This is a genomic window from Streptomyces sp. CB02959, assembly GCF_002803155.1.
GTDB lineage: Bacteria > Actinomycetota > Actinomycetes > Streptomycetales > Streptomycetaceae > Streptomyces.
Genome location: NZ_NNBP01000004.1, coordinates 373454 through 387410 on the forward strand (window position 1 = coordinate 373454; position 13957 = coordinate 387410).

12 protein-coding genes are annotated in these 13957 nt (G+C 69.0%); 3 read left to right on the forward strand and 9 right to left on the reverse strand.

The genetic code is table 11. The features are described 5' to 3' along the window. Positions 1-26: 26 nt before the first annotated feature. The 4 genes from CG747_RS09595 to CG747_RS09610 form a co-directional block, all read right to left on the reverse strand. Positions 27-1664 (reverse strand): ubiquinol-cytochrome c reductase cytochrome b subunit, encoded by a 1638-nt coding sequence (locus tag CG747_RS09595; RefSeq protein WP_100601223.1) that lies wholly within the window; start codon positions 1662-1664, stop codon positions 27-29. After that, entirely contained in the window at positions 1661-2704 is a 1044-nt protein-coding gene (locus CG747_RS09600) for a ubiquinol-cytochrome c reductase iron-sulfur subunit (protein ID WP_100601224.1), read from the reverse strand. The genes CG747_RS09595 and CG747_RS09600 overlap by 4 nt, the downstream gene beginning before the upstream one ends. Then, positions 2701-3510, reverse strand: coding sequence for a c-type cytochrome (locus CG747_RS09605; RefSeq protein ID WP_100601225.1), 810 nt, complete (start codon positions 3508-3510; stop codon positions 2701-2703). The genes CG747_RS09600 and CG747_RS09605 overlap by 4 nt, the downstream gene beginning before the upstream one ends. A 76-nt stretch (positions 3511-3586) precedes the next feature. Then, on the reverse strand, positions 3587-4207 hold the full coding sequence (locus tag CG747_RS09610) for a heme-copper oxidase subunit III (protein ID WP_100601226.1): 621 nt from the start codon (positions 4205-4207) through the stop codon (positions 3587-3589). Between the two features lie 283 nt (positions 4208-4490). Between CG747_RS09610 and CG747_RS09615 the strand changes: the two genes are divergently transcribed. Then, a complete protein-coding gene (locus CG747_RS09615) occupies positions 4491-4904 on the forward strand; it encodes a response regulator transcription factor (protein ID WP_100601227.1) in 414 nt (137 codons plus the stop codon). Between the two features lie 42 nt (positions 4905-4946). Here CG747_RS09615 and CG747_RS09620 read toward each other — a convergent pair whose 3' ends face one another. From CG747_RS09620 to coxB, 4 genes are all read right to left on the reverse strand, one after another. Further along, entirely contained in the window at positions 4947-6224 is a 1278-nt protein-coding gene (locus CG747_RS09620) for an Ig-like domain-containing protein (RefSeq protein WP_257980302.1), read from the reverse strand. A 130-nt stretch (positions 6225-6354) separates the two neighbouring features. Continuing rightward, positions 6355-6753: a cytochrome c oxidase subunit 4 gene (locus CG747_RS09625; protein ID WP_100601229.1), complete on the reverse strand. Its 399-nt coding sequence runs from the start codon at positions 6751-6753 to the stop codon at positions 6355-6357. After that, positions 6750-8480 carry a cytochrome c oxidase subunit I gene (gene ctaD, locus CG747_RS09630; RefSeq protein ID WP_100601230.1) on the reverse strand — a complete coding sequence of 577 codons (1731 nt, stop codon included), beginning with the start codon at positions 8478-8480 and terminating at the stop codon, positions 6750-6752. Before ctaD ends, CG747_RS09625 begins: the two co-directional genes overlap by 4 nt. Beyond that, positions 8477-9439, reverse strand: a complete 963-nt coding sequence (gene coxB, locus CG747_RS09635) for a cytochrome c oxidase subunit II (protein ID WP_100601231.1) — start codon at positions 9437-9439, stop codon at positions 8477-8479. The genes ctaD and coxB overlap by 4 nt, the downstream gene beginning before the upstream one ends. Before the next feature lie 282 nt (positions 9440-9721). Here coxB and CG747_RS09640 point away from each other — a divergent pair, with 282 nt between their 5' ends. Then, complete coding sequence (locus CG747_RS09640; RefSeq protein WP_100601232.1) at positions 9722-11146, forward strand: cysteine desulfurase/sulfurtransferase TusA family protein; 1425 nt, start codon at positions 9722-9724, stop codon at positions 11144-11146. A gap of 15 nt (positions 11147-11161) precedes the next feature. On the opposite strand, the gene CG747_RS09645 is transcribed toward CG747_RS09640, so the two are convergent. After that, entirely contained in the window at positions 11162-12136 is a 975-nt protein-coding gene (locus tag CG747_RS09645) for a carbohydrate kinase family protein (RefSeq protein ID WP_100601233.1), read from the reverse strand. A gap of 308 nt (positions 12137-12444) precedes the next feature. Between CG747_RS09645 and CG747_RS09650 the strand changes: the two genes are divergently transcribed. Continuing rightward, entirely contained in the window at positions 12445-13935 is a 1491-nt protein-coding gene (locus tag CG747_RS09650) for a hypothetical protein (protein ID WP_100601234.1), read from the forward strand. Positions 13936-13957 lie beyond the last annotated feature (22 nt).

A 13957-nucleotide genomic window follows, 5' to 3' on the forward strand; every position in this document is an offset into this window, starting at 1 on the left:
GGTGCGCGGTGTCGCGCCCGCGGGGATCAGTGGTGGCCGTGGCCGCTGGTGATCTCCTTGTACTCCTCGACGGTCGGCTTGGGGATGACGTTGTCCTCGCCGTAGTAGCCCTTGGAGAGCTTGGCGCGCAGCTTCTGCGTGCGCTTGATCTTGCGGCGGACGCCGTTCTCGTCGACCTCGGGACCGAGCGCGAGCGGCTCGGGCTGCTCGTGCTGCGTGAGGACGTGCAGCTGCTCCTGGTTGAGCGGCTCGTGGACCTCGATGAACTCACCGTGCGGCAGGCGCTTGATGATGCCGGACTCGCGTCCGTGCAGCACCTTGTCCTTGTCGCGGCGCTGGAGGCCCAGGCAGATCCGCTTGGTGGCGATGAAGGCCAGCACCGGCCCGACGAAGAACGCGATCCGGACGAACCAGGTGATCGAGTTGATCGACAGGTGGAAGTGGGTGGCCCACAGGTCGTTGCCGCCACCGATCAGCATCACGAAGTACGCGACGAGCCAGGCCACACCGAAGCCGGTGCGGGTGGGCACGTTGCGCGGGCGGTCCAGGATGTGGTGCTCGCGCTTGTCGCCGCGGACCCAGGACTCGATGAACGGGTACACCGCGATGGCGACCAGGACCAGCGGGAAGACCAGGATCGGGATCAGCACACCGAAGTTGATGGTGTGGCCCCAGAAGTTCCACTCCCAGCCCGGCATGACACGCACCAGGCCCTCGGCGAAGCCCATGTACCAGTCCGGCTGCGCACCGGTGGACACCTGGTCCGGCCGGTACGGGCCGATGGCCCACACGGGGTTGATGCTGGCGACCGCGGCGATCACCGAGATCACACCGAAGACCAGGAAGAAGAAGCCTCCGGCCTTGGCCATGTAGACCGGCAGCAGCGGCATGCCGACCACGTTGTTGTTGGTCTTGCCGGCACCCGGGAACTGCGTGTGCTTGTGGTAGAAGACCAGGATCAGGTGGGCCACCAGCAGGCCGAGCATGATGCCCGGCAGCAGCAGCACGTGGACCGTGAAGAACCGCGGGATGATGTCGTGCCCGGGGAACTCGCCGCCGAAGATGAACATCTGCAGGTACGAGCCGACCAGCGGCATCGCCAGGATGACGCCCTCGATGAAGCGGACACCGGTGCCGGACAGCAGGTCGTCGGGGAGCGAGTAACCGGTGAAGCCGGTGAACATGCCCAGGACGAACAGCAGGAAGCCGAAGAGCCAGTTGACCTCACGCGGCTTGCGGAACGCACCGGTGAAGAACACCCGCATCATGTGGACCATCATCGCGGCCAGGAAGACCAGCGCCGCCCAGTGGTGGATCTGCCGGATCAGCAGACCACCGCGGACGTCGAAGCTGATGTTCAGCGTCGACTCGAAGGCCTGGGTCATCCTGATCCCGTGCATCGGCACGTAGGACCCGTGGTAGGTGACCTCGGCCATGCTCGGGTGGAAGAACAGCGTCAGGTAGACACCGGTCAGGATGATGATGATGAAGCTGTAGAGCGCGACCTCACCCAGCATGAAGGACCAGTGGTCCGGGAAGATCTTGCGCATGTTGGACTTGGCGAGGCTGTAGATACCCAGCCGGCCGTCGGCCCAGTCGGCGATCCGCTCGCCCCGCGGCGCTTGGCCACGACGCGCAGTGGTCGCGGTTGTCTCGTTACTCATCCGCGCTCCCAGAAGCTCGGGCCGACGGGCTCCGCGAACTCGCTTACGGCCTCAAGGAAGCCGTCCTTCACCGTGATGTGCAGCTGCGGCAGGGGGTGTCCGGCCGGACCGAAGATCACCCGACCACCGTCGGAAAGGTCGAAGGTCGACTGGTGGCAGGGGCAGAGCACGTGGTGCGTCTGCTGCTCGTACAGGCTGATCGGGCAACCCACGTGGGTGCAGATCTTCGAGTAGGCCACGATGCCATCGTGCGACCAGGCGAGTTCCTGCTTGTCCTTGATGTTCTGCGGCTGGATCCGCACGAGCATCAGGGCGTCCTTGGCGATCTTGTTCGCGAAGTTCTCGTCGTCCTCCTCCAGGCCCTCGGGCTTGGCGAAGGTGAGAGAACCGACCGCGATGTCCTCGGGACGCAGCGGGAGGTTGGTCGACTGGTTGACCAGGCGGATGCCCTTCTTCCAGCCGGTGGTCCGCAGCTTCTTCTCGGGCAGCGGGCCGAGGTCGCGCAGCAGGACGACGCCGGAGAGCGGCACCAGGGCCAGCGCACCGAACATCGTGTTGCGGATCAGCTTCCGCCGACCGAGCTGCGACTCCTTGGCACCGGCCGCGAAGTCGGCCATGACCTTGGCCTTGACGTCGGGCGTGGCCTCGATCGGGTGCCGCTCGTCGGCGACCTCCTCGTCCGACATCAGCGTGCGGGCCCAGTGGACCGCGCCGGCGCCGATGCAGAAGAGCGCCACGCCCAGGGTCAGACCGAGGGCGAAGTTCAGCCCGCTGACATGACCGATCGGGAAGATGTAGACGATCTTGTCGATCGGGATGGCCACGTACGACGCGATGAACGCGACGGTGGCGAGCATGGACACCAGGAAGAGCATGGCGACGGTGCGCTCGGAGCGCCTGGCGGCCCGCTCGTCGATGTCCTGGATGCGGTGCTCGTGGGGCGGCAGCCCGGGGTCGGCGAAGGGGTTGTCCGCCTTCCCTACCGCGCCCTCGTGAGCCGTCTCCCGCTCACTGGGAAGGTTTTCTTCTGTCTCACTCATGACTTCTTGGCCTTCGTAGTCCGGGCTGCGACCCAGATGGCGACCGCGACACACGCACCCAGGCCGAAGATGTAGCCGAAGAGACCTTCGGTCACCGGGCCCAGACCACCGAGTTCCATACCGCCGGGGCTCGCGGTCTTGTCGCCGTTGACGGCGCCGAGGTACGCGACGATGTCCTTCTTGTTCTGCGGGCTCAGCGTGCCGTCACCGAAGGAGGGCATGTTCTGCGGGCCGGTCTGCATGGCCTCGTAGATGTGCTTGGGGTCCACGCCCTCGAGCGTCGGTGCGTACTTGCCGTTGGTGAGGGCGCCGCCCTTACCGGTGAAGTTGTGGCACTGGGCGCAGTTGGTGCGGAACAGCTCGCCGCCCTTGCCGATGTCCGCGCCGTCCGCGCTGTACTGCGACTTGTCGGGCACGGACGGGCCCGGGCCCAGCGACGCGACGTAGGCCGCGAGCTGGTCGATCTGGGCGTTGTTGTAGATGTTCCGCTTCCGCGGCACCTGGGCGCCGGGCTGCTGGGCCGGCATACGGCCGGTGCCCACCTGGAAGTCGACGGCGGCAGCGCCCACGCCGACCAGGCTCGGGCCGTCGGAGGTGCCCTGACCGCCGGTGCCGTGGCAGCTTGCGCAGCCCACGGCGAAGAGCTTCTTGCCCTCCTTGATGGCAAGAGACTGGGCGGTGTCATCGGCTTGAGCCTTGTCCGCCGGCGCGAACGCGGCGTACAGCCCCCCAGTGACCGCCAGCGCGAAGAGTAGGACGACGAGCGCCGCCAGCGGATGGCGCCGTCGTGCGGAGAGCTTTTTCACGGATTACCCCGGTGTCAGGATCTTCTGCGTCGATGCTTGGCTGTGTCTGTCCGATATGCGAGTCCGGTCGGACCTCTTACCGGATCAGGTAGATCGTGGCGAAGAGGCCGATCCAGACGACATCGACGAAGTGCCAGTAGTAGGACACGACGATGGCCGCGGTGGCCTGTGTGTGGGTGAACCTCTTGGCCGCGTACGTCCTGCCCAGGACCAGCAGGAAGGCGATCAGACCGCCTGTCACGTGCAGTCCGTGGAAACCGGTGGTCAGGTAGAACACCGAGCCGTACGGGCCGGACGAGAGCGAGAGGCCCTCGTGCTTGACCAGCTCCGTGTACTCGAAGACCTGACCGCCGATGAAGATGGCACCCATGATGAAGGTGATCACGAACCAGGTTCGCAGCTTCTTGACGTCGCCGCGCTCGGCGGCGAAAACGCCGAGCTGACACGTCAGGGAGCTGAGCACCAGGATCGTGGTGTTGGTCGCGGAGAACGGAAGATTCAGCGCATCAGCGGAGTGCTTCCAATACGCCTCGCCCGTCACCGATCGAAGGGTGAAGTACATCGCGAAGAGGGCCGCGAAGAACATCAGCTCGGAACTCAGCCAGATGATGGTTCCGACGCTGGTGAGGTTCGGCCGATTGACCGACGGGTGCGCGTGCCCGGTTTCTACTGTCGTTGCTGTCGCCACGACCGACATTATGTCGGTCGCTTATCCCGCCCTCACTCCGGGGGGTGCCGTTCGGTGTGTCAAGGCCATATGCCCTGCTCGTTCGGGCCGGCCCGGTGGTCGCCCGAAGGGGGGAAGTACGCACCGCCGCACAGCGCACGGGCCCCGGGAAAGCCGGTCCTGACGAGCCGTCGGCCGCATTTCGGGGCCGTACGGACTCTCCTGCCGAGGGCCCGTCCGGGAGTAGCATCGCGCAACGGTTTGATCCGGAGCCGTAGCCGCTACGAAGGTCCGCGACAAAGGTGGAGGAACGATGCAGGCGACTGCCACGGTGCTGGTCTACAGCGACAACGCCAACACCCGCGAGCAGGTCCGGCTGGCGGCCGGGCGGCGCCCGGCCCCCGATGCCCCGCAGATCGAGATCCTGGAGTGCGCGACCGCCCCGGCGGTCCTGGAGGCCCTGGAGCAGGGCGGGATCGACGTCTGCGTACTGGACGGCGAGACGGCACCGGCGGGCGGTATGGGCGTCTGCCGGCAGATCAAGGACGAGATCTTCCAGTGCCCGCCGGTGCTGCTGCTGATCGGGCGTCCGCAGGACGCCTGGCTGGCCACGTGGAGCCGCGCGGACGCCGCGGTGACCCATCCCCTCGACCCGGTGGCGTTCGCCGAAGCACTGGCCGGGCTGCTGCGCCGCCGCCGACTGGTCCAGGACGTGGTGCCGGCCTGAGCAAGGCCCGCCAGGGGTCCCTGAGCGGCCCCTGAGCGGCGCTCAGACCTGTGGGCGCAGCCGGGCGTCGGCGGCAGGGTTCTGCTCCCGCTCGGCCGCGCCTGTGGTCGTGGAGGCCCTGTTCTTGAGCGCGCTGCCGGAGCGCCAGTCCTTCCAGGGCATGTTCCAGTCGCCGAAGCCGTTGTCGAACGGCGTCATGGTGTCGCCGCCGCTGTTGACGACCCTGACGATGTCGCCGACCCGGACGGTGTTGAAGAACCACTGGGCGTTGCCGGTGGACATGCCGGTGCAGCCGTGGCTGACGTTCGCGGCGCCCTGGGAGCCGACCGACCAGGGCGCGGCGTGCACGTACTCGCCGCTCCAGGTCACCCGGGTGGCCCAGTGGACCGGCAGGTCGTAGGCGTCCGAACTCCCGGCGGCGATGCCGACGGTGGCGCTGCGCATCCGGACGAAGCTCTCCTTGCCGAGCACGACCTTGACGCCGTTGCGGGTGGAGAAGCCGGGCTTGCCGGTGGTGACCGGGATGGTGTTGATGGCCTTGCCGTTGCGCAGCACGGTCATCTGGTGCGCGGCGGCGTCGGTGACGGCCTCGATCCGGTCGCCGGTGGTGAGTCGGACCGGCTTGGCGGGGCCGCCGTAGAGCCCCCCGGAGATCTTCAGGCCGTCGAGGTTGCTGTGGACGGCGACGCTGGCGTGGGCGGGCCAGTAGTCCTTGGGGCGGAAGTGCAGTTTCTTGCCGTCCACCCAGTGCCAGGCGCCCTCCACGCGGGGCGTGGAGTCGACCTTCAGGGCGCTTTCGACGACGGCCCGGGCCTCGGGGTCGGTGATCGGTTTGCTGAGTTCGGCGGTGATCGGCTGGCCGACGCCGTACTCGCCGGTCTCCGGGCCGAACTTGACGGTCAGCCGGTCGTCCGCGTCCTTGGTGTTGACCACCAGGGTCTTGCGGCCCGGGGTGCCGTCCTCCTCCTCGGTGCTGACCTGCACCGTGTAGCGCGTACCGGCGGCCAGTGGCACGGTGGTGCGCCAGTGCCGGCCGTCGGCGCTCAGTTCGCCGCGGACGTAGCGGCCGGTGGAGTCGGCGGCGGTCACATCCGTGATCCGGGATTCGTCGCCCTTGAGGGAGACCTCAAGCGGCTTGTCGGGGTCCGCCTTGTGTCTGCCGTCCGCCGGGATGTTCGCCGATATCTGGTCGGACGCGTCGTAGGGATTGACCGAGAGCGATTCCGACGACGAGCCCCCGCACGCGGTGGTGCTCACCGCGAGGGGCACGAGCAGGAGGCCGCAGCTCAGCACCGTCCGGGTTCGAGGTCTGTGACTCATGCCCCAAACGTACGAAGAATCCCTTTCGGCGGCGCGCTGGAGGACTGCAAACGGGTCGGGCCCGGACACCTGTTGAGGTGTCCGGGCCCGACCGTGCGGCGTGTCTGCCGCGGTTCTCGCCTGGTGCGTACTACTGGGTGCGGTTCTCGCCGCGGTAGTACTCGAAGACCCAGCCGAAGAGACCCACGAGGATCACCGGCAGGGAGAAGTACAGCAGCCAGAAGCCGAAGACGACGCCCAGGAAGGCGAGCGCGCCACCGACGGCGAGGGAGAGCGGCTGCCAGCTGTGCGGGCTGAAGAAGCCCAGCTCACCGGCGTCGTCCGCGACCTCGGCGTCCTCGTTGTCCTGGGCACCCGCGTCGACCCGCCGGGCCGTGAAGGCCAGGTAGTAGCCGACCATGATGCACAGGCCGAAGGCCAGGAAGAGCGCCGTGGTACCGGCCGGCTCCTTCGACCACACGCCATAGACGATCGCCATGGCGAGGACGAAGACGCTCAGCCAGATGAACATCTTGCCCTGGATCTTCACTTGCCCGCCTCCTTGCCGCCGGCCAGCGCCTTGTCACCCTCGCGGCCGTTGTGCAGCGCGTCCAGCGCCGCGATCTCCGGGTGGTGCAGATCGAACGCCGGGGATTCGGAGCGAATACGCGGCAGGGTGAGGAAGTTGTGCCGCGGCGGCGGGCAGGACGTCGCCCACTCCAGCGAACGGCCGTAGCCCCACGGGTCGTCCACCTCGATCTTCTCGCCGTACTTGGCGGTCTTCCAGACGTTGTAGAGGAACGGCAGGATCGACATGCCCAGCAGGAACGAGCTGATGGTCGAGATGGTGTTCAGCGTGGTGAAACCGTCGGCGGCGAGGTAGTCCGCGTACCGGCGGGGCATGCCCTCGGCGCCCAGCCAGTGCTGGACCAGGAACGTGCCGTGGAAACCGATGAACAGCGTCCAGAACGTGATCTTGCCGAGCCGCTCGTCGAGCATCTTGCCGGTGAACTTCGGCCACCAGAAGTGGAAGCCGGCGAACATCGCGAAGACGACCGTGCCGAAGACCACGTAGTGGAAGTGGGCCACGACGAAGTACGAGTCGGAGATGTGGAAGTCCATCGGGGGCGACGCCAGGATGACGCCGGTCAGACCACCGAAGGTGAAGGTGATCAGGAAGCCGATCGCCCAGAGCATCGGCGTCTCGAAGGACAGCGAGCCCTTCCACATCGTGCCGATCCAGTTGAAGAACTTCACACCGGTCGGAACGGCGATGAGGAACGTCATGAAGGAGAAGAACGGCAGCAGGACTCCGCCGGTCACATACATGTGGTGCGCCCACACCGTCACCGAAAGGCCGGCGATGGAAATCGTCGCGGCGATCAGACCGATGTAACCGAACATCGGCTTCCGGGAGAAGACCGGAATGACCTCGGAAATGATGCCGAAGAACGGTAGGGCGATGATGTACACCTCTGGATGGCCGAAGAACCAGAAGAGGTGTTGCCAGAGCAATGCGCCGCCATTGGCCGCGTCAAATACATGGGCACCGAATTTACGGTCCGCCTCCAGGGCGAACAGCGCGGCGGCCAGCACCGGGAAGGCGAGCAGGACCAGCACACCGGTCAGCAGCACGTTCCAGGTGAAGATCGGCATCCGGAACATCGTCATGCCCGGGGCGCGCATGCAGATGATGGTGGTGATGAAGTTGACCGAACCGAGGATCGTGCCGAAGCCGGAGAAGGCCAGACCCATGATCCACATGTCGGCGCCGACGCCCGGCGAACGCACCGCGTCCGAGAGCGGCGAGTAGGCGAACCAGCCGAAGTCCGCGGCACCCTGCGGGGTGAGGAAGCCGGCGACCGCGATCAGCGAGCCGAAGAGGTAGAGCCAGTAGGCGAACATGTTCAGCCGCGGGAACGCCACGTCGGGCGCGCCGATCTGGAGCGGCATGATCCAGTTCGCGAATCCGGCGAACAACGGCGTCGCGAACATCAGCAGCATGATCGTGCCATGCATCGTGAACGCCTGGTTGAACTGCTCGTTCGACATGATCTGCGTACCCGGGCGGGCCAGCTCGGCGCGCATGAGGAGCGCCATGATGCCGCCGATGCAGAAGAACGCGAACGACGTGACCAGGTACATCGTGCCGATGGTCTTGTGGTCAGTGGTCGTGAGCCACTTGACGGCAGCGATACCGGGTTGCTTCTTGCGTACGGGTGGTGCTGCCGGAGCCGATTCGGCGGCGGCACCCTGAGGTTCGTTGAGGATGCTCACTGGTTCTTGGTCTCCGCATTCCTGGCGTGGTCAGTCTGCTCGATACCCGCCGGCAGGTACCCGGTCTGACCCTTCGCCGCCAGGTCCTTCAGGTGCTGCCGGTACTTGGCAGGCGAGACGACCTTGACGTTGAAGAGCATCCGGGAGTGGTCGACGCCGCAGAGCTCCGCGCACTTACCCATGAAGGTGCCCTCCTTGTTGGGAGTCACCTCGAATACGTTGGTGTGGCCCGGGATGACGTCCTGCTTCATCAGGAACGGCACCACCCAGAAGGAGTGGATGACGTCCCGCGAGGTCAGCACGAACTGGACCGTCTCGCCCTTCGGCAGCCAGAGCGTCGGCCCCGGGTTGCCGGTCTGCGGGTTGCGCGTGGCCGGCGTGCCGAAGTCGTAGACACCGTCCGCGCCCTCCGGCGCGGACTTCTTCCACTTGTCCGGGATCGCCTTGAGCTCCGGAGAATTGATGTTCGTCGTCTTCGGGTTGCCGTCGACGTTCTCCAGGTAGTTGAACGCCCAGCTCCACTGGAAGCCCACGACGTTGATGACGTGGTCCGGCTTCTTGGACGTCTTGAGGAGCGCGCTCTCATCACGCGCGGTGAAGTAGAACAGCACCGCGATGATGATGAACGGGACGATGGTGTACAACGCCTCGATCGGCATGTTGTACCGCGTCTGCGCGGGGACCTCCACCTTGGTCCTGCTACGGCGGTGGAAGATCACGCTCCAGATGATCAGGCCCCAGACCAGCACGCCCGTTGCGAGGGCGGCGGCCCAGGAGCCCTGCCAAAGAGAGAGGATCCGCGGCGCCTGTTCGGTGACCGGCGTTGGCATGCCGAGGCGGGGGAAGTCCTTTGATGTGCAACCAGTCGCGGTCGCCAGGACCAGGCCCGCAGCAAGCACCTGCGGCAGCTTCCGCCGCATCGGGCGCCGCGACGAGCGGTCGGAGCCGTTGGGACTCACGTAGCGCCTTCCCGAGAGTCTCGCCCGAGCGGTCGGCTGCGGCCTTACTCGCTGGTCGGTCGCCGCCCTGCTTCGGGCAGGGGTTTGGATGTTTATGCGGACCAAACCCTACTGGACGCTATTTGGGGTCGCGCGGGGAGGGTGCCCAACGCGCCGCGAGGCACCCCTAAGGGGTGGCCGAGCCCTTCGCGGGCCGCTGTTCCGGCCCCCGATCGCCGCCCCCCGCCGGGCATCTGACGGCCCGCCCGGCGACCCGGTGTCCGGTGCTCTACCGTCTCGTACGTGCCCTACTTCGACGCCGCCTCCACCGCTCCGCTGCACCCCGTCGCCCGGGAGGCCCTGCTCGCCGCGCTGGACGAGGGGTGGGCCGACCCGGCCCGCCTGTACCGCGAGGGGCGGCGGGCCCGGCTGCTGCTGGACGCCGCGCGGGAGGCCGCCGCCGATGCCGTGGGGTGCCGTCCCGACGAGCTGACCTTCACCCCTTCTGGGACGCATGCGGTGCATTCGGGCATCTTCGGCGTGCTGGCGGCCCGTCGACGTGTCGGACGGCGGCTGGTGCACTCCGCCGTCGAGCACTCCGCCGTCCTGCACGCCGCCGAGGTGCACGCCGCGGCCGGCGGCACGGTGACCGAGGTTCCGGTGGACCGCACGGGCCGGGTGGCGCAGGCCGCGGTGGCCGGGGCGCTCGGCGGGGACGCGGCGCTGGTGTGCCTGCAGTCCGCCAACCACGAGGTGGGCACCGAGCAGCCGGTGGAAGAGGTGGCCACGGACTGCCGGGAGGCCGGTGTGCCCCTTCTTGTGGACGCGGCGCAGTCGGTGCCGTGGGGGCCGGTGCCCGGTGCCTGGTCGGTGCTGGCGGCGAGCGCGCACAAGTGGGGCGGGCCGCCCGGGGTGGGGCTGCTGGTGGTCCGCAAGGGGACCCGGTTCGCACCCCAGGGGCCGCTGGACGAACGGGAGTCGGGGCGCAGTCCGGGCTTCGGGAACCTCCCGGCGGTGGTGGCCTCGGCGGCGGCGCTGCGCGCGCTGCGGGCCGCGGCGGAGAGCGGGCCGGACGAGGCGGCGCGGCTGCGGGGCCTGGTGGACCGGATCCGGACCCGGGTGCCGGAGCTGGTGCCGGACGTGGAGGTGGTCGGCGATCCGGCGCGGCGGCTGCCGCACCTCGTCACCTTCTCCTGTCTCTATGTCGACGGGGAGGCGCTGCTGCACGAGCTGGACCGGGCCGGCTTCTCCGTTTCCTCCGGTTCGTCGTGTACGTCCAGCACCCTGGCCCCGAGCCATGTGCTGCGCGCGATGGGCGTGCTGTCGGAGGGGAACGTCCGGGTCTCACTGCCGTACGGCACCGAGGCGGCGGATGTGGAGCGGTTCCTGACGGTGCTGCCGGAGGCGGTGCGGTCGGTGCGGGAGCGGTTCGGGGTGCCGGTGGAGGAGCCGGCGCGGCGGGTGGCCGCGGTGCCGGCGGAGGCCGGGGCGGAGGCGGCGCCACCCGGTGTGGTCGTCGACGCGCTCGGCCGGCGCTGCCCGGTTCCGGTCATCGAGCTGGCGAAGGTGATCGGCCGGGTGCCGGTCGGCGGCACGGTGACGGTGCTCTCCGACGACGCGGCGGCCCGGCAGGACATCCCCGCGTGGTGCGCGATGCGGGAGCAGGAGTACGTGGGCGAGGAGCCCGCGGAACGCGGCGCCGCCTACGTGGTGCGGCGCCGCGTCTGAGAGGGGCCCGGCGGCTCAGAGCAGGTGCTGCCGGACCTCGGCTGCGGCGTCGTGGCCGTACGCCTTGGTGAAGCGGTCCATGAAGGGGCTGCGGTGCAGCTCGTACTCCTGGGTGCCGACGGTCTCGATGACGAGGGTGGCCAGCATGCAGCCGACCTGGGCGGCGCGCTCCAGGTCGACGCCCCAGGCCAGGCCGGCCAGGAAGCCGGCGCGGAAGGCGTCGCCGACGCCGGTCGGGTCGGCCTTGACCTTCTCCTCGGGGACGCCGACCTCGATGTCCGGCTCGCCCACCCGCTCGATGCGGACGCCGTTGGAGCCGAGGGTGGTGACGCGGGTGCCGACCTTGGTGAGGATCTCCTCGGCGGTCCAGCCGGTCTTGGACTCGATGAGCCCGGCCTCGTACTCGTTGTTGAAGAGGTAGGTGGCGCCCTCCATGAGGAGGCGGATGTTCTCGCCGTCCATCCGGGCGATCTGCTGGGAGAAGTCGGCGGCGAAGGGGATTCCGCGGGTCCGGCACTCCTCGGTGTGCCGGATCATCGCCTCGGGGTCGTCCGCGCCGATCAGGACCAGGTCCAGGCCGCCGACCCGCTCGGCCACGGTCTGGAGTTCGATCAGCCGGGCCTCGCTCATGGCGCCGGTGTAGAAGGAGCCGAGCTGGTTGTGGTCGGCGTCGGTGGTGCAGACGAAGCGGGCGGTGTGCAGGACCTCGGAGATGTGCACCGAGTGGGTGTCGACGCCGTGCCGGTCGAGCCAGGCCCGGTACTCCTCGAAGTCGGAGCCCGCGGCACCGACCAGAATCGGCCGGATGCCGAGCTGCCCCATGCCGAAGCAGATGTTGGGGGCGACCCCGCCGCGGCGGACGTCGAGCTGGTCGACCAGGAAGGAGAGGGAGATCGTATGCAGCTGGTCGGCGACCAACTGGTCGGCGAAGCGGCCGGGGAAGGTCATCAGATGGTCGGTGGCGATGGAGCCGGAGACTGCGATACGCACGACGGGTCTGCTCCTGCGGAGGGCGTGAGGTTGCGGACGGAGGGCAACGCTACCCGGCGGAGGGCCCGGCATCTGCCCATTCCTGGACACTTGGAAAAATGAGAAAACATCTCATAGTAGGGCGTTTTTCCGAGGGCCCGGGTGCGCCGCCGTCACTGTGCGCCTCGGGCTGTGAGGGCCGTCACAGGCGGCGCGGGCGGCGGGGCGGTCGACGCGCAGGGAACCGCATGCGCCCCCGTTCCGTCCCATCGGCGTCCACCCTGCCGGGTGGCACGTCAGATGACCGGCGGAGCTGAAGGAGCGAAGCGGTGAGCACCGAGGACACCCCGGAGACCCAGGACATCCCCCAGGCCCCCCGACCCGAACGGCGCGGGCGGCGCACTCCCCTGGTGGTCGCATCGGTGGCCGGCGCGGTGCTGGCGGTCGGAGGCGGCGCGGCGTACTGGGCCTCGTCCGCGGCCGGCGGCACCGACCAGGCCGGCGCGGCCACCGGCGGGCCGCCGCCGCTGGCGCTGGACTCCGCGTCGATCGCGGTCGGCGAGCCCGGTCCGCAGCACGACCAGTACCGCGTGGTGGGCAAGCTCCCCGAGGGCCCGGGGTCCGCGCCCGTCTACCGGCCCACGGGCGGAATCGACCAGTCCGCCGTGGAGCGACTGGCGAAGGCGTTGGACGTGGCCGGATCCGTGCGGTCGGACGGCAACTGGTGGACGGTCGGCACGCCGGGCCCGGACGGCCGGGGCACCACGCTGCGGGTCGGCAAGACCGGCGCGGGCAACTGGGTGTTCAGCCGGTTCGGCGGCGGGGACGGGACCAAGTGCCCGCTGACCGACGGCGGGGCGGGCTGCCCCTCGTACCGCGGCGGCACGGACGGCGGGGGCGGGGACGCCGGCGGCGGGGATGCCGGCGGCGGGCCGGCGTCCGAGGCGAAGGCCCGGCAGGCGGTCCGGCCGGTGCTGGCGGCGCTCGGCCAGCCGGACGCCCGGCTCGACACGCACCAGACGTACGCCGCGGTGCGGGTGGTGACCGCCGACCCGGTGATCGACGGGCTGCCGACGTACGGCTGGCAGAGTCGGCTCCAGGTCGGCTCGGACGGGCAACTGGTGGGTGGCAGCGGCGAGTTGGCGAACCCGGTGAAGGGTGCGACCTACCCCGTCCGGGACGCCCGGACGACGCTGAACGACCTCGGCGGCGGTGGCGGCCGGACGATGCGGCCGCTGGCCCACTGCCCCTCGGTGCCGACCTTCCAGCACAAGGACGGCAAGGCCCCCCAGGGCGGCGGGATCGCGCCGTGCGAGCCGTCCCCGACCGGCAGGCAGCCGGTGTCCGAGGTGACCGGCGCGGTCTTCGGGCTCGCCGCGCGGTACTCGCACGGCGGGCAGGTGCTGGTGCCGTCCTGGCTGTACACGGTGCGCACGCCGGGCGCCGGGAACGCGCCGGGCGGCACCGCCACGATCGCCGGGACCGCGGTGGACCCGAAGTTCCTGCGCGCCAGCGAGCCGGCGGGGCCGAAGCCGTCCACGCCCGGGACGACGGCGATGACGCTGTCCGGCTACGAGGTGGCCGACGGCGGCCGGACGCTGACCGTCCACTTCTGGGGCGGGGTGTGCAGCACCTACGAGGCCGCCGTCCAGGAGTCGGGCGGCACGGTGCGGGTCACCGTCACCGGGAAGGACAAGCATCCCGGCCAGATGTGCGTGAAGATCGCCAAGGACTTCAGCAAGACGGTGACGCTGGAGAAGCCGCTGGACGGCCGGCAGGTGGTGGACGCCACATCCGGCAAGACGGTCTCGCTGCGGTGACCGCGCGGCAGGACGCGTGAAA